Raw genomic sequence first — 15,944 nt, 5'->3', positions numbered from 1 at the left:
TCGCTCGTGCATCTCACCGGCGCTCGGTGGCGGAGTAGGGCACGAGGCCCGCGTTGTTCTCGTCGATCCGGATGGTGCGGCCCAGATGCGGGAATGCCCGCTGGGTGCACGACGGGCGGTCGCACACTTTACAACCCGCGCCGATGGGCACCGTGGTGTCGGGATCGTCGAGACGCAACCCTCGCGAGTAGACAAGTTTGTCGGCGTAGCCGATATCGCAGCCCAGACCGACTGCGAAATCCCTTTTGGCGGCGAGATAGCCGGGGGCGCCCTCATGGGTGGTGCGGGCGATCCACAGGTAGGTACGGCCATCGGGCATCTGCGACACCTGCGTCAGGATGCGTCCCGGCGACGTGAATGCATCGTGCACAACCCACAGCGGACAGCTGCCACCCACGCGGGAGAAATGGAAAGCGGTGGCGGACTGGCGTTTCGATATGTTACCGGCTCGATCGGTGCGGACGAAGAAGAACGGCACCCCGCGCTGCCCTGGCCGCTGCAGAGTCGACAACCGGTGACACACCGTTTCGAAACCCACCTCGAACTTCGCGCCGAGAAGGTCGATGTCGTACCGCATCGCCTCGGCGGAGCGCAGGAATTGGGTGTACGGCAGGATCAGTGCCCCGGCGAAGTAGTTGGCCAGGCCGACACGCGCAAGGGCACGTGAGCGTTCGGGCAAGCCCTCGGCGTCCGCGACGACTGCGTCGACAGTGCCGGCGTGCGCGATGAACGCGAGTTGTGTCGCCAGCTGGAATGCGCGCTGTCCTGGTGTCAGGCGTCGCGCGAGGGTCAGAATCTTCGCAACCGGATCGTAGCTGCGTTTCGGACCGATACGGTCGGGTTCGTCGGTGCGGATGACCACGGTGATGCCGTGCTCGTCGTGCAGCAGACCGCTCAACTGCAGATCGAGCCCGCCGACTGTCAGTCCCCGGCTGGTGAACAGTTCCTCGGCGGCATCGTCGAGTTCGGCGATGTGGTTGCGGCGGTCGTAGAAGAAGTCGCGGACCTCCTCGTAGGGTGTCGTGGCGGACTGGTCGGCGACGGCGCCCGGATCACCAGGGGCGAGTTGTTCGAGCTGTTCGGTGACGCCGCGCAGTCTCCTGTAGAGGCCGACGAGTGCCCGCGCGGCGAAAGGATTCCGCGACAGCAATTCGTCGATCTCCGACAGTGAGACATCCGCGGCCTCGGGACTTTCCGCGAGTACATCCTGTAGATCGGCGAGTAGTCGCGCGTCGGTGTCGGCAGCGAAGAACGCCATGTCCAGATCGAACATCGAATTCAGGCGTAGAAGTACCGGCACCGTGAGTGGACGGTGGTCGTTCTCCAGTTGGTTGACGTAGCTCGTCGACAGTCCGAGCGTGTGCGCAAGCGCGGTCTGCGTCAGGCCGCGCTCCTCTCGCAGGCGGCGTAGCCGCGCACCGGCGTACATCTTCTGCATGGCTGTGAATCTAACATTTCCAACATTCGCAAGATTTACAAATTTGCTCGATGTGTTCCGCAAAAATAGGCATATGCAAGGGATTTCCAACTTGGCGAAGCCTGCGTAGCGTGCAAATCGAAGCGTCGACGTTCGGAGGATCCAGTGAAGACACATCTCGTACGCACCCATCGGTCGGCGGAAGAATTTCCGAAGGAAGAGCACCTCGCCTGGCGGATCGCGGAGGTTGCGACCGACCCGGTCGAGGTCCCGGACGACACCGCAGACATGATCGTGAACCGCATCATCGACAACGCCGCAGTCGCGGCGGCGTCGCTGACCCGCCGCTCCGTGTCCAATGCTCGGGCACAGGCCCGGACCCACCCGTATACACCGGGCTCGACGGTCTTCGGCATCGGCGGCACTTACTCACCGGAGTGGGCAGCGTGGGCGAACGGGGTCGCGGTGCGCGAACTCGACTTCCACGACACCTTCCTCGCCGCCGAGTACTCGCATCCGGGCGACAACATCCCGCCGATCCTCGCCGTGGCCCAGCACGCCGGACGCAGCGGTGCCGAGCTGATCCGGGGCCTCGCCACCGGCTACGAGATCCAGGTCGACCTGGTTCGCTCGATCTGCCTGCACGAACACAAGATCGACCACGTTGCGCATCTCGGACCGTCCGCCGCAGCCGGTATCGGCACGCTCCTCGGACTCGACAGCGAGACCGTGTACCAGGCCGTCGGGCAGGCTCTGCACACGACGACGGCCACGCGACAGTCCCGCAAAGGCGAGATCTCCAGCTGGAAGGCCTACGCTCCCGCTTTCGCTGGCAAGATGGCGGTCGAGGCCGTCGATCGCGCTCTGCGCGGCGAGGACGCGCCGTCGCCGATCTGGGAGGGTGAGGACGGCGTGATCGCGTGGCTGCTCGGTGGCCCGAAGGCCGAGTACCACGTTCCGCTGCCCGCGCCGGGGGAGGCCAAGCGCGCAATTCTCGAGACCTACACCAAGGAGCACTCGGCCGAGTACCAGAGTCAGGCTCCGATCGACCTGGCCCGTCGCATGCGAGAGCGCATCGGCGACCTCGAGCAGATCGAGTCGATCGTGCTGCACACCAGCCATCACACGCATGTCGTGATCGGTACCGGCTCGAACGACCCGCAGAAGTTCGATCCGCAGGCCTCGCGTGAAACCCTCGACCACTCGGTCATGTACATCTTCGCGGTCGCGTTGCAGGACGGCGTGTGGCATCACGAGCGCTCCTACGCACCCGAGCGTGCGCAGCGTCCCGACACGATCGCGCTCTGGAACAAGATCTCCACCGCAGAGGATCCGGAGTGGACGCGCCGCTACCACTCCACCGACCCGGCGGAGAAGGCATTCGGTGCCCGCGCCGAGGTCACACTGAAGAACGGCGATGTCATCGTCGACGAACTCGCCATCGCCGACGCTCACCCGCTCGGTGCGCGCCCGTTCGCCCGCACCCAATACATCGAGAAGTTCCGGATCCTCGCCGAGGGCGTTGTCGCGACAGCAGAGCAGGAGCGCTTCCTCGGGGCAGCCCAGCGTGTCGCGGAACTGAAGGCCGGCGAGCTGAACCAACTCACGTTCACCGTGTCCGACGACGTGCTGGCGCGTGCACCGAAGCTGCCGAAGGGCCTGTTCTGATGACGGGTCTGATCGCTGCCTCCACAACGCCCGCGGACAAGCGTATTGCTTTCCGGAAAGGCCTCGAATCGGGCAGCATCACGCGTCTGCCCGGCGCTATCAACCCGCTCACGGCCAAACTCGTCCAGGAGATCGGGTTCGAGGGCGTCTACATCTCCGGTGGCGCCTTCTCGGCCGCACTGGCGCTTCCCGATATCGGGCTGACCACCCTCACCGAGGTCGCCGCACACAGCGCCCAGATCGCCCGCGTGACCGATCTGCCGGTACTCGTCGATGCCGACACCGGCTTCGGTGAGCCGATGAGCGCGGCCCGTACCATCACCGTTCTCGAAGACGCGGGGGTCGCCGGACTGCACCTCGAGGATCAGGTCAATCCCAAGCGATGCGGGCACCTCGACGGCAAGGCCATCATCGGCACCGACGAGATGGTGCGCCGCCTGCGTGCTGCGGTGGCGGCTCGTCGCGACCCGAACTTCGTGATCTGCGCCCGCACCGACGCCGCAGGCATCGAAGGAATCGATTCTGCGATCGACCGTGCGAAGGCGTACGCCGATGCCGGTGCAGATCTCATCTTCACCGAGGCACTGCACACCGCGGTGGACTTCGAGAAGTTCCGCGCCGCAGTGGATGTGCCGTTGCTGGCGAACATGACCGAGTTCGGCAAGTCGCAGCTGATCCCCGCGCAAGTTCTGGAGAAGGTCGGCTACAACGCGGTGATCTACCCGGTGACCACACTGCGGTTGGCCATGGGTGCCATCGAGAAGGGACTGCGGGTCATCCATGAGGAGGGAACGCAGGAGACCCTGCTCGACGAGATGCAGACACGCTCGCGGTTGTACGAGGTACTCGAGTACGAGCGCTACAACGAATTTGATTCCGGGATATTCAATTTCACCCTCGACAGGAGTCAGTGATGACAGACACCGCTGTTCCGACGATCTACAAGGGTTTGGCCGGCGTCGTCGTCGACACCACCGCGATCTCCAAGGTGGTGCCCGAGACGAACTCCCTGACGTACCGCGGCTACGCCGTGCAGGATCTGGCCGCTCACTGCAGTTTCGAGCAGGTGGCGTACCTACTGTGGAACGGTGAGTTGCCGACCGATGCGGAACTGACGTTGTTCATGCAGCGCGAACGTTCCGAACGTCGGGCCGATCGTTCGCTGCTCGCGCTCGTCGCGAAGCTGCCGGAGAGTTGCCACCCGATGGATGTGGTGCGGACCGCGATCAGCTATCTCGGTGCCGAGGATCCGGCGGAGGCCGACAGCACTCCCGCCGCGAATCGCGCCAAGTCGCTGCGCATGATGGCGGTTCTGCCGACGATCGTGGCAGCGGACCATCGCCGTCGCCGCGGTCTCGACCCGGTCCGGCCGCACCATTCTCTGAGCTTCGCCGAGAACTTCCTGAACATGTGCTTCGGAGCGGTGCCGGACCCCGAGATCGTCAAGGCGTTCGAGGTGTCGCTGATCCTGTACGCGGAGCACAGTTTCAACGCATCCACATTCGCAGCGCGCGTGGTGACCTCGACGATGTCGGATATCTACAGTGCCGTGACCGCGGCGATCGGTGCACTCAAGGGTCCGCTGCACGGCGGCGCCAATGAGGCCGTCATGCACGACATGCTCGAGATCGACGAACCGGCACGTGCCGAAGAATGGATGCGCGGCAAGCTCGCTCGCAAGGACAAGGTGATGGGCTTCGGCCACCGCGTCTACAAGAGCGGTGATTCGCGCGTTCCGACGATGCGGCAGGCATTCCGCGACGTTGCTGCCCACACCGACGGCGACAAGTGGGTGCGCATGTACGACATCCTCGAGAAGACGATGGCCGACGCCACCGGAATCAAGCCGAACCTCGACTTCCCCACGGGCCCTGCATATTATCTCATGGGATTCGACATCGAGGTGTTCACGCCGATCTTCGTGATGAGCCGTATCACCGGCTGGACGGCACACATCATCGAGCAGAGCGAATCCAATGCGCTGATCCGTCCGCTCAGCGAATACACGGGTGTTCCACAACGATCCGTCGTGGCCTGACACCCACCACAGCGGCGCCGCGGGCTGTTTCCGTCACCGTCTCCTGTCCCGGGGCGCGCTTGTGAAGTGGCCCCCACCGATGATCCGGTGGGGGCCACTTCGGGTCATTCCGGAGGTTGCCACACCGACGTGCGTGTCATGCCCGCCACGCGTCCCTTGCCGGAGATGACCAATGCCATCTTGCGGGAGGCCTCGTCGATCATCTCGTCGCCGAGCATCGCTGCGCCGCGGGATCCGCCTGCTTCCGAAGTGCACCATTCGTACGCGTCCAGGATGTTCTCGGCGTGATCGTAGTCGGCCTGATCGGGGCTGAAGGTCTCGTTGATCACGTCGGCCTGGGTGGGGTGGAGCACCCATTTGCCGTCGAATCCGAGTGCAGCCGCGCGTCCGGCGACGCGTCCGAGTCCGTCGAGGTCCTTGATAGCGAGGTAGGGGCCGTCGATGGCCTGCTTTCCGTGGGCGCGCGCGGCCATGAGGATCGACATGAGGATGTGGTGGTAGGCGTCGCCCACGTCGTATCCGGGCGGCTGCTCGCCTACTACGAGCGACTTCATGTGAATCGACGCCATGAAGTCGGCGGGGCCGAAGATGAGCGTTTCGATTCGCGGGCTTGCCTGGGCGATGGCGTCCAAAGCGATGAGTCCCGAAGCGGTTTCGATCTGTACTTCGATTCCGATCCTGCCGACCTCGAGCCCGACCGACTTCTCGATCTGGGTCAGGAGCATGTCGAGGGCGCGCACTTGCGCGGCGTCCTGCACTTTGGGGAGCATGATGCAGTCCAGATTCGCGCCTGCGCCTTCGACCACGTCTACGACGTCGCGGTAGGTCCAGGGCGTTGTCCAGTCGTTGACGCGCACCGTCCGGATCTTGTCGCCGAATCCGCCGGCTTCGAGCGATTCGACGATGATCTTGCGGCCTGCGGCCTTGGCGTTCGGTGCGCACGCGTCCTCGAGGTCGAGGAACAGTGCATCCACGGGCAGCCCGCGGGCCTTGTCGATCATCTTGGGATTCGATCCGGGTACTGCGAGGGTGCTGCGCCTCGGGCGGATGGTGCGGGTGCTCATGGGACACCTTTCATATATTCAGACTGTACTGATGTATCTGAATATGAGTAATATACGGTCGTGTCCACGACTTCAACCCCGAGCCGTTTCACCGCCGCGTTCCGCGCTCACCCGGCGGGCGTCGCACTCGTCACCGCTGACGCAGGGGGCGGACCGGTGGCGCTTACAGCCACGTCGGTGGCATCGGTGAGCGCCGACCCTCCGATGCTGATGTTCTCGGTCTCCGACGCTTCGTCGAGTTCGCCCACGATCGCTGTGGCCGACACGGTGGTGGTGCACCTCCTCGGGGCGGAACAGTTGCATCTCGCCAAACTCGGCGCCACCAGCGGAATCGATCGCTTCGCCGATGTGTCGCTCTGGGAAAGGATGCCCACCGGAGAGGTGTATTTCCGCGACGTGCACACCCGGATCCGTGCTCGGGCCGTGGAGCGTGTGAAGGCGGGGGCCGCGCGGGTGATCGTCGTCGAGGCGCTGGAAGTCGACGTGCAGGAAGTTCGCATGTCCGGAGTCGGCGACCGTATGGGCGGGCACTCCAGTGCACCGCTCGTCTACCACGACCGCGGGTGGCACAGCCTCGGCGACCACTCGCGGCTCGAGTAGGAAGAGCGCTCGAGGAGGAAGAACTATCGGGGCGGGGTGCCGTTGCGGGTGGCCTGGGCGATGTAGGTGCTCAGCATCTGCGCCGCTCCGGCGAAGTGTTGCTCGGTGATGCGCCGGGCTTCGGCGCCGTCGCCTCTGGCGAGCGCTCCGATGAGGGCGTCGTGTTCGTCGAGGCTGCAGGGCACGCGTTCGGGAAAGAGTTCGAAGTATCGCTGGGGAATCATGCGCCCGGCGTCGCTGAGCATTCCCTGTAGGCGTGTCGACCCGCACGACTTGTTGATCTCGCGGTGGAACAGCCAATTGAGGGTGGCGATGTCGTCGCCGGAGGCTGCGGCGACGCGGATCTCTCGATGCAGTTCGCGTACGCGGAGGAGCTGTTGGTGGGTGATCCGACCTGCGGCCCACTGTGATGCGACCCCGGATAACGCGGCCATCAGCGCGAAATTCTCGATGATGGTCTCCGGGGAGACCCCGATGACGGTGATGCCACTGCGCTGCGCGACGCGGACCAGGCCTTCTTGCGCGAGCGCCAGGCACGCCTCCCGTACGGGCGTGCGGCTGGTTCCGAACTCCTCTGCGACGGCGTCGAGGTCGATGCGGTCGTTGGGGGAGAAGTCCCCGGACAGGATCCGGTGACGTAGCGCGGCGCGCACGCGTTCACGGCCCGTCTGCTTCGACGAGGTCTCGTCCGACGTCTCGCCGACGATCCACGGACCCCGGTCGGTCTCCGTCATCGCGACCCCTTTTCCTTACACGCATTTCGGTGTTGACAATCTATCACCGAGCATTAAATATATCAGTTGAGATCAGATGTGTTTATTTCCAGCAAGGGAGCATTTCCATGGCAGAGCGCAGAACCGACCAGATGACGCTCGTGGCGTTCATGCAGGCGTCGAACGTGTCCGTGTACTCGGGGTCATGGCGATACCCGAATTCGGCGCAGGACTACTTGAGCCTGGCCTACTACCAGCGAATCGCGCGGGTCCTCGAGGAAGGCAGCTTCGATCTGATGTTCTTCGATGACCGGCTTGCGATGCCCGGCATCTACGGCAACTCCGTCGCCGACGCCGTTCGCTACGGCGCGCGGCCCATCAAACTCGACCTCACTGCGATTCTCGGCGCTGCCGCAGCCGCGACCACGCATCTGGGCCTCGGAGCGACCTACTCCACGACCTACTACCAGCCGTTCCATGTTGCAAGGACATTCGCGACACTCGACCATCTCAGTGGTGGACGCGCGGCCTGGAACATCGTCACGTCGGTGAACGACGCCGAGGCGCGCAACTTCGGTGTGGACAAGCACTTCGACCACGACAAGCGTTACGACCGCGCCGAAGAATTCGTGGAAGTCGTTGCCAAACTGTGGGATTCGTGGGAAGACAATGCGATCCTCGCCGACCGGCAGTCGGGTATATTCGCCGACGCGGAGAAGGTCCACGAAGTCGATCACCACGGTGAATTCTTCGATGTCCAAGGCCCGCTGACCGTGCCGCGCACGCCGCAGGGCAGGCCCGTGCTGATCCAGGCCGGCCAATCCGGGCGCGGGCGCCAGTTCGCCGCCAAATGGGCAGATCTCATCTTCACCGGCGACCCCAGCCAGGCTGTCGCTGCAGAGCACTACGCCGATCAGAAGGCGCTTGTCACCGAGTACGGCAGGGCGGCGGACGCGGTGCGGGTTCTGCCCATGGTCTACGTCATCCCGGGCGAGACCGAGGAGATCGCGCAACAGAAGGAGAGTATCTTCCTGCACGACCTCGTCCACCCCCAGGCGTCACTGACCCTGTTGTCCGAGGTCACCAACCACGACTTCTCGGGTCACAGCCTCGACGACGTCGTCACCGACGAGCTGATCGAGAGCGTCTCCGGCATCCGGGGCCTTGTGCAGGGCGTCAAGCGTCACATCGGAGACCAGGAACTGACCCTGCGCGTCCTCGCCAACCACCGCGCCACCCTGCTGCAGGGACCTCGCTTCGTTGGCACCGGCCCCCAGATCGCAAAGCAGATGGAGGAATGGTTCCAGTCGCGGTCGTGCGACGGATTCGTCATCGCTGCAACTCATTTCCCTGGCGCATTCGAAGACTTCGTGCGGCTTGTCGTGCCTGAACTCCGTGCGCGCGGACTCGTCCGTGAGGAGTACACCGGGTCCACGCTGCGTGAGAACCTGGGGCTCGAGCGCCCCGAGAACCTCATGACTGCAAGCGCGCAGACCGAACTTGTGGACGACCGGGTGGTCGAGCATGCCTGATCCCGAACCGTCGCGCAGCACCATGCTGCACGGTATCCGGGTTCTCGATCTCGCAACCCTGGCGGCCGGACCACTTGCGGCCACGTATCTCGGCGAGTTCGGCGCCGAGGTGATCAAGGTCGAGCAACCGCAGGGCGGCGACCCCATCCGGGGATGGGGTGTGCAGAAGGGCGGGATCGGACTCGTCTGGAAGAGCCTCGGACGCAACAAGCGTTCCGTCACGATCGATCTCCGCACCGAGGACGGTCAAGAACTCGTACGACGTCTCGTTGCGGAGTGCGACGTCGTCGTCGCGAACACCCGGCCGCACACCCTTACCCGATGGGGGCTCGACTACGAGTCTCTCAGGGCGGTCAACCCGAAGATCGTCATGTTGCACGTCACCGGGTTCGGCCTGACCGGACCCAAGTCGTCGCGACCGGGATTCGGGACGCTCGGTGAAGCCATGAGCGGATTCGCCCACACCGTCGGCGAATCCGACGGCCCACCGACACTCCCGTCGTTCATGCTCGCCGACGGGGTGGCCTCGTTGAATGCCGCGTATTCGATCATGATGGCGCTGTACCACCGGGATGTCCACGGTGCGGACGGTCAGCTGATCGACGTGAATCTGGTCGACCCGTTGGCGCGTCTGCTCGAACAGTCGCTGCTCACCTACGACCAGACCGGCGAGATCGCGCAGCGCGCGGGGAACCGGTGGGGGATCTCCGCACCCCGCAACACGTACCGGACGCAGGACGACCAGTGGCTCGCGATGTCGGCAAGCTCTCCGACGATCGCGTTGCGGGTGTTCCGGGCGATCGGGCGCGACGACCTTGTCGACGATCCCGATTTCTCCGATCCGCAACGGCGTCTCGCGCATCTGGACGAGGTCGACAAGATCGTGGCCGAATGGGTGGCGCAGCACACCCTCGACGACGCGATGGCCGTGTTCGAAGCGGGAGAGATTGCTGCGGCGCCCGTCTACGATATCTCCCAGCTCGTCGAGGACGAGCAGATGCAGGCGCGCGGGGTGTTCGTCCGGATCGACGATCCGGATCTCGAGAGCATGCTCGTTCAGGCTCCGGTACCGCGATTCTCGGGGAGTGCCGGAATCGTCGACAGCCTGGGGCCTGCGTTGGGGGCCCATACCGCGGAAGTCCTCACCGAGGTGCTCGGCCTCACCGACCCGCAGATCGCCGATCTGTGCGACCGACACATCATCACGTCCGGAAGGAACGCCTCATGACCTCGCTGCCACGTCCGATCCGGCGGTCGGAACTCGCGACACCCGCGTCGAACGAACGGATGTTTGCGAAGGCCGCCTCCTCCGATGCCGACCTCGTGTTCCTCGACCTCGAGGACGCCTGTGCCCCGGCTGAGCGGGAAGAAGCCCGCGGCAAGGCCGTTCGCGCACTCAACGAGTGCGACTGGGGGCGCACGGCCCGGGCGATCCGTATGAACGGCATCGATACCCGCTGGGCGTACGGGGACGTCGTCGAGGTGCTCACCGGCGCCCGTGAGAACCTCGACGTGATCATCGTGCCCAAGGTGACTGCCGCGCGGGATGTCTGGTGGGTGGACACCTTGCTCACGCAGGTCGAGGACACGCTCGGGATGAGGAAACGTATTCGGCTCGAGGTGCTCATCGAGGATGTCGCGGGGGTGGCGAACGCAGAAGAGATCGCCACGTCAAGCGGTCGGCTCGATGCACTCATCTTCGGTGCCGGTGATCTGTCGGTGTCGCAAGGCGCACGGGTCGACACGAACTTCAAGCCCCGCGACGAGTATCCGGGGGACTTCTGGCATTACGCGCGGATGAAGGTGCTCACGGCTGCTCGGATCGCGGGCCTGCGCGCAATCGACGCGCCCTACCCGGATTTCAAGGACGAAGCAGGATACGAGCAGGATGGACGGCATGCCGCATCGCTGGGATTCGACGGGAAATGGGCCATCCATCCGTCGCAGATAGCGATCGCCAACACCGTATTTTCGCCGACCGAGGAGGAGATCACGCGGGCGAAGCGCAATCTCGAAGCCTATCGGGAGGCCGAAGCGCGCGGGCTGGGCGCCACCAGCGTCGATGGCCGGCTGGTGGATGCCGCACATGTGAAACTTGCCGAGGCAATCTTGGCGCAGGCAGGGATGTGACTCACGGTCGGAGGGCCAGGTACTCGCGGAAGGTCCGGACTCCGACCGCCCGCTCCGGGGTCAGGTTGTTTCCGGCACGAAACGCCGCAAATGCGCGCCCGGGGAGCCGGATCGGCCAGATCCTCTTTCGTGCACCGATCGACGCGGCGTAGGTCCGGGCGAGATCGCGGGCGTCGATGATGTCGGGTCCGCCGACCTCCGGTACCCGACCGGCCGGTGGGGCCGCAGCCAGTCGGGCAAGTTCGTCGGCGACTTCGGTCGCAGCGATCGGCTGGATCCGGATATCCGGGGTGAGAAGAACCGGTAGGCGTCTCTGGCGGGTGAACAGGCCGGCGATCAGTTCGTGGAACTGTGTGGAGCGCAGGATGCTGTAGCCGAGCCCGGATCGTTCCAGCAGTTGTTCGACCTCCACCTTGCCCATGTAGTACCCGAAGGGGATCCGGTCCACGCCCACGATCGAGATGAGCACGACGTGCTCGATTCCGACGACCCGTGCAGCCGAGAAGAGGTGCCGAGCGGCGCGGACATCCGCACGTCGGGAGTAGCCGGTCGCGCAGTGCACCACGGTGTCGGCCCCCGCCAGCGCACGCTCGATGCCTTCGTCACGGCCCAGATCGGCGACTGCCCACTCGAGTCCGGTTCTCGTGTCGCCGGATCGGTCGTGACGGCTGACCACACGCACCCGGCGTCCGGCATCGCGCAAACGGTCGACGACATGATGGCCGACGGTGCCGGTGCCACCCGTGACGACTATCGGTGACGAATTATTCATTGCCGTCCTTCGGGTCAGATCAGCAGTAGTCCCACTGCCGACAGTGCGAAGCCGAGCGCGATGACGCCAACTCGCACATAGTGGTAGCGGTCCCAGGTGTCAGCCTGCTCCTTCCAGTCCGGCGGCGCTCCCTCTTCTGCCCATCGGATCGAGCGATTGTTGATCGGTACGAGAAGCAGGACCGACATCACGACGCTGACCAGCAACAACACCGACGCCCCCAGCGTCATCCACGCAGTGGTGTCGCCCCACCCCAGAATCGTCCACAGGATCGTAAAGGCGAGCGTGCCGATGTACCAGAACGGCATCACGCGCCCGAGCACTCGGGCTCCGTCGCTGCGAGCAGCCACACCGGCATCGCCAGGAATTCGATACATGATCGGATTGACGAACACCGCGATGGCGAATTCCACTCCCACCAACATGCCGAAGACCACGACCGTGGTGACGGCAACTGCATTCAGCATGGAGACCTCCATAGATATAGCAGCGCTAGAAATTAGATCGACGATAACATTTCGACGACCCAAGATCTAGCGCTGCTAGAATCATGGAATGTCAGTACAGGAGCGCAAGGCGCGTGAGCGGGCTTCCCGCCACAGGTCGATCATCGCGGCAGCGCGTGAGATGGCAGAGGCAGAAGGGTGGGACGCCGTCACCACTCGGCGATTGGCCGAACGGATCGAGTACAGCCAACCTGTGCTCTACAGCCATTTTCGGGGCAAGGACGAGATCATCGCGGCTGTCGCACTGGACGGATTCTCCGAGATGACCGTGGAGTTGTCCCGAGCGGTCTCCGGAACCCGGTCGTCACGCGCCGCTGTGGCCGCCCTCACGAGGGCCTACATCGCGTTCGGAGAGCGACACCCTGCCGTGTACGACTCGATGTTCAACCTCGACAACGGACTTCCATTCGCGGACCCGGCGACCCCGGCCCCGATGCGTGAGTCGTTCCAAGTCCTACACGACACTTTGGCACTGGTCGCGGGAGACGTCGAACCGGGGCTGCTGGCCGAGGTCTACTGGGCTGCAGTGCACGGTCTGGTCGAGCTCACCCGAACAGGCAGGGTTCCTCCGCAGGACACCGCGCATCGCATCGAGGTGCTCGTGGATCGCTTTGCCGACGAATGAGGAGCCGGCGTGGTCCGGGAGGATTTACCGGACCACGCCGGCTCAGCGTCGTCTACCGGAGGCGCCGGGACGAGTGGGAGGTGCCTCAGGCCTCCCGGCGTGAGTGGCGCGAAGGTTGATGCGTGGTCACGGTGATCGAGAGCTTTCTGGGAATCGCTATCGGTCGAGTTCGGACCGAACCGTTGCCGCCGCGGCGACGAGATTCGTCAACGATGCCGTGACTTCGTCGGCGCCGCGTGTCTTGAGGCCGCAGTCCGGGTTGACCCACAGGCGCTCGGCCGGAACAGCGCGCAGCGCCTCACGAAGAGACTCGGCGATCTCGTCCTCACTCGGAACACGCGGTGAGTGGATGTCGTAGACGCCGGGGCCAACGCTGAGATCGAATCCGACTGCGTTGAGGTCGTCGAGAACCTCCATATGTGAACGCGCTGCCTCGATGGAGGTGACGTCGGCGTCTAGTTCGGCGATGGCCTCGATGACCTCGCCGAATTCGGAGTAGCACAGATGGGTGTGGATCTGGGTCGAAACCGCGACCCCCGACGTCGCGAGCCGGAACGACCCTACAGCCCACTTCAGGTACTCGGCTTGCTTGGAGACGCGGAGCGGCAGCAGCTCTCGCAGTGCGGGCTCGTCGACCTGGATGATGCGGACTCCCGCGGCCTGCAGGTCCACCGTCTCGTTGCGGATTGCCAGTGCGATCTGATCGGCGGTGTCCGCGAGGGGCTGGTCGTCGCGGACGAACGACCACGCAAGGATTGTCACGGGACCGGTGAGCATGCCCTTGACCGGCTTGTCGGTGAGCGACTGCGCGTAGGTGATCCAGTCGACGGTCATGGCGTTCGGTCGCGCGACATCGCCGTAGAGGATCGGCGGACGCACGCAACGGCTTCCGTACGACTGGACCCAGCCGTTCTCGGTCGCGAAGAACCCGTCCAGTTGCTCGGCGAAGTACTGCACCATGTCGTTTCGCTCCGGCTCACCGTGGACGAGCACGTCGATTCCGAGCTTCTCCTGCAGGGTGACCACCTCGGCGATCTCGTCGCGCATCTGCTGCACGTACTCGGCCCGCTCGATCTCGCCCTTACGCAGTGCGGCGCGGGCAATGCGGATCCGGGTGGTCTGCGGGTACGACCCGATCGTCGTGGTCGGCAGCAAGGGCAGGTCGAGGTGCTGTTGCTGGATCTCGCGGCGCTCATCTGCCGACGTACGGGTGCGGTCCCCCGTGATCGAGTCGAGCATGCCGCGCACCTGGTTGTTGCGCAGGCGAGGATCGGACGCGCGCAGTTCGACCGCGGCACGAGCCGCGTCGAGTTCGGACGTCACGGCGTCGCGGCCACTGCGCAGCGCTGTCGACAACGTGGCAACCTCGGCGACCTTTTCCGCGCCGAACGCCAGCCACGTGCGCAGCGACTTGTCGAGGCTTGATTCCGCCTCGACCGTGTACGGAACGTGCAGCAACGAGCACGAGGACGACACCGCCACCGAACCCGTCGAACCGAGCAGTGTCGCGAGGGTCGCCAGGGCCTTCTCCAGGTCGGTGCGCCACACGTTGCGGCCGTCCACCACACCCGCAACGATCAGCTTGTCCGACAGGGCGGGAAGGGCGGCGACGCCGGCCGCGTCACCTGCGACCAGGTCGACCGCGAGACCTTCGACACCGGTGCGGGCGAGCGCGCCGAGTGCCGGACCGAGGTTGCCGAAGTAGGAGGCGACAAGGATCGCAGGGCGGTCCTGCGCTTGCGAGAGCGTGCCATACACCTGCTCGACCGCGGCGACGGTCGCGTCGTCGAGATCGCGGACGAGTGCGGGTTCGTCGAGCTGCACCCACTCGATCCCGGCGGCGGCGAGCTGCGCCAACAGATCCTGGTAGAGCGGGACGAGCTCACCGGCGCGGTCGAGCAGCGGACCCTGCCCGTCGACGGCCTTCGAGAGCAGCAGGAACGTCAGGGGTCCGACCACGACCGGGCGTGCCGGAATACCGAGCGCACGGGCCTCGGCGACTTCGCCGAGAACCTTCGACGTGTCGAGCGTGAAGACGGTGTCCGCGCCGATTTCGGGAACGAGATAGTGGTAGTTGGTGTCGAACCACTTCGTCATCTCGAGCGGTGGGACGTCGTCGTTGCCTCGCGCCGCGGCGAAATAGCGGTCGAGGTCGTCGGCGATTCCCGACACACGAGGCGGCAGCGCGCCGAGCATGGCTGCGGTGTCGAGGACGTGGTCGTAGTACGAGAACGTATTGACTGGGATCGAGTCGAGCCCGGCATCGCGCTGTGCGGTCCAGGTGTCGACGCGCAGATCGGCAGCGACCTTATCCAGGGCGTCGCGATCGATCTTTCCGGCCCAATAGGATTCGACGGCTTTCTTGAGCTCGCGGTTCGGTCCGATCCGTGCGGATCCGAGAACGGTGGCGTGGAAAGCCGGTGCAGAGGATATAGACACTGGTGGTACTCCGGTGGTCGGTCGTGGATGGCCCACCGCCCGTAGAGTGCGCGAATCCTACCGAGCCCCGGTGTCTCCGACGGTGTCGGAGCGACAGCACAGCGGGTCCGCGCGCCCAGTCCTCGAGGCGGCACACCGCCGGGCACGGCATGCCCGGCGCAGATGGCAGGTCTTCGGACTTGCAAGCGCCCGAGCCTGTGGGCCCGTACCTAGTGGCCGTCGCTTCCCGGGATGATGCCCAGTGCTGATGACGGCGGTCGTTCCTGCATACCGCTGCGGGACAGTCCCGGATTCTCACCGGGTTCCCTCTCCGCATCCCGATCGAGGATGCGTCGACGCCGCCACGGTCTTCGGGGCTCCTCACGACCGGCACGGCGAACCAACTACATCCCGGAGTATAGCCACGTCCTCGTTCGAATGGGCAATCGCTGAAGCGGAAC

General features: G+C 64.9%; 14 protein-coding genes and 1 riboswitch. Of the genes, 8 read left to right on the top strand and 6 right to left on the bottom strand.

The features are described 5' to 3' along the window. Window positions 1-13 precede the first annotated feature (13 nt). Window positions 14-1,438, bottom strand: coding sequence for a short-chain fatty acyl-CoA regulator family protein (locus tag MWU77_RS06055; protein WP_169687019.1), 1,425 nt, complete (start codon window positions 1,436-1,438; stop codon window positions 14-16). Window positions 1,439-1,582: 144 nt separating this feature from the next. On the opposite strand from MWU77_RS06055, the gene prpD reads away from it, so the two are divergent. Genes prpD through MWU77_RS06040 form a run of 3 tightly spaced genes read left to right on the top strand, consistent with a single transcriptional unit; the run spans window position 1,583 to window position 5,123 of the window. Next, on the top strand, window positions 1,583-3,085 hold the full coding sequence (gene prpD, locus MWU77_RS06050) for a 2-methylcitrate dehydratase PrpD (protein WP_247273171.1): 1,503 nt from the start codon (window positions 1,583-1,585) through the stop codon (window positions 3,083-3,085). Further along, window positions 3,085-3,999 (top strand): methylisocitrate lyase, encoded by a 915-nt coding sequence (gene prpB, locus MWU77_RS06045; RefSeq protein WP_169687017.1) that lies wholly within the window; start codon window positions 3,085-3,087, stop codon window positions 3,997-3,999. Before prpD ends, prpB begins: the two co-directional genes overlap by 1 nt. Beyond that, window positions 3,999-5,123, top strand: coding sequence for a bifunctional 2-methylcitrate synthase/citrate synthase (locus tag MWU77_RS06040; protein ID WP_247273170.1), 1,125 nt, complete (start codon window positions 3,999-4,001; stop codon window positions 5,121-5,123). Before prpB ends, MWU77_RS06040 begins: the two co-directional genes overlap by 1 nt. Before the next feature lie 104 nt (window positions 5,124-5,227). Here the strand turns inward: MWU77_RS06040 and MWU77_RS06035 are convergent, their stop codons facing one another. Continuing rightward, the gene (locus MWU77_RS06035; RefSeq protein ID WP_169687015.1) at window positions 5,228-6,187 is read right to left on the bottom strand and encodes a CoA ester lyase; all 960 of its coding nucleotides are present in this window, start codon (window positions 6,185-6,187) and stop codon (window positions 5,228-5,230) included. Window positions 6,188-6,247: 60 nt separating this feature from the next. On the opposite strand from MWU77_RS06035, the gene MWU77_RS06030 reads away from it, so the two are divergent. After that, window positions 6,248-6,787, top strand: a complete 540-nt coding sequence (locus tag MWU77_RS06030; protein ID WP_247273169.1) for a flavin reductase family protein — start codon at window positions 6,248-6,250, stop codon at window positions 6,785-6,787. Window positions 6,788-6,810: 23 nt separating this feature from the next. On the opposite strand, the gene MWU77_RS06025 is transcribed toward MWU77_RS06030, so the two are convergent. Beyond that, window positions 6,811-7,521, bottom strand: coding sequence for a GntR family transcriptional regulator (locus MWU77_RS06025; protein WP_169687013.1), 711 nt, complete (start codon window positions 7,519-7,521; stop codon window positions 6,811-6,813). A gap of 107 nt (window positions 7,522-7,628) precedes the next feature. On the opposite strand from MWU77_RS06025, the gene MWU77_RS06020 reads away from it, so the two are divergent. Genes MWU77_RS06020 through MWU77_RS06010 form a run of 3 tightly spaced genes read left to right on the top strand, consistent with a single transcriptional unit; the run spans window position 7,629 to window position 11,162 of the window. Further along, window positions 7,629-9,032, top strand: a complete 1,404-nt coding sequence (locus tag MWU77_RS06020; protein ID WP_247273168.1) for an LLM class flavin-dependent oxidoreductase — start codon at window positions 7,629-7,631, stop codon at window positions 9,030-9,032. Between the two features lie 22 nt (window positions 9,033-9,054). Continuing rightward, a complete protein-coding gene (locus MWU77_RS06015) occupies window positions 9,055-10,260 on the top strand; it encodes a CaiB/BaiF CoA-transferase family protein (RefSeq protein WP_169687433.1) in 1,206 nt (401 codons plus the stop codon). Then, the gene (locus MWU77_RS06010; RefSeq protein WP_169687012.1) at window positions 10,257-11,162 is read left to right on the top strand and encodes a CoA ester lyase; all 906 of its coding nucleotides are present in this window, start codon (window positions 10,257-10,259) and stop codon (window positions 11,160-11,162) included. Before MWU77_RS06015 ends, MWU77_RS06010 begins: the two co-directional genes overlap by 4 nt. Before the next feature lies 1 nt (window position 11,163). Here MWU77_RS06010 and MWU77_RS06005 read toward each other — a convergent pair whose 3' ends face one another. Together MWU77_RS06005 and MWU77_RS06000 are read right to left on the bottom strand one after the other, a co-directional pair. Continuing rightward, on the bottom strand, window positions 11,164-11,934 hold the full coding sequence (locus MWU77_RS06005; RefSeq protein ID WP_169687011.1) for an SDR family oxidoreductase: 771 nt from the start codon (window positions 11,932-11,934) through the stop codon (window positions 11,164-11,166). Between the two features lie 14 nt (window positions 11,935-11,948). After that, window positions 11,949-12,401 (bottom strand): DUF1772 domain-containing protein, encoded by a 453-nt coding sequence (locus tag MWU77_RS06000; protein ID WP_247273167.1) that lies wholly within the window; start codon window positions 12,399-12,401, stop codon window positions 11,949-11,951. Between the two features lie 88 nt (window positions 12,402-12,489). On the opposite strand from MWU77_RS06000, the gene MWU77_RS05995 reads away from it, so the two are divergent. Beyond that, a complete protein-coding gene (locus tag MWU77_RS05995; RefSeq protein WP_247273166.1) occupies window positions 12,490-13,065 on the top strand; it encodes a TetR/AcrR family transcriptional regulator in 576 nt (191 codons plus the stop codon). Between the two features lie 156 nt (window positions 13,066-13,221). Here MWU77_RS05995 and metE read toward each other — a convergent pair whose 3' ends face one another. Further along, complete coding sequence (metE, locus tag MWU77_RS05990; RefSeq protein WP_247273165.1) at window positions 13,222-15,504, bottom strand: 5-methyltetrahydropteroyltriglutamate--homocysteine S-methyltransferase; 2,283 nt, start codon at window positions 15,502-15,504, stop codon at window positions 13,222-13,224. A 146-nt stretch (window positions 15,505-15,650) separates the two neighbouring features. Continuing rightward, window positions 15,651-15,856: riboswitch (cobalamin riboswitch) on the bottom strand. Window positions 15,857-15,944 lie beyond the last annotated feature (88 nt).

The sequence above is a fragment of the Rhodococcus sp. F64268 genome, assembly GCF_023015605.1.
Classification (GTDB): Bacteria; Actinomycetota; Actinomycetes; order Mycobacteriales; family Mycobacteriaceae; genus Rhodococcus.
The sequence above is the reverse complement of the archived record's forward strand: the minus strand, read 5'-3'. Positions and strand labels throughout refer to the sequence as shown.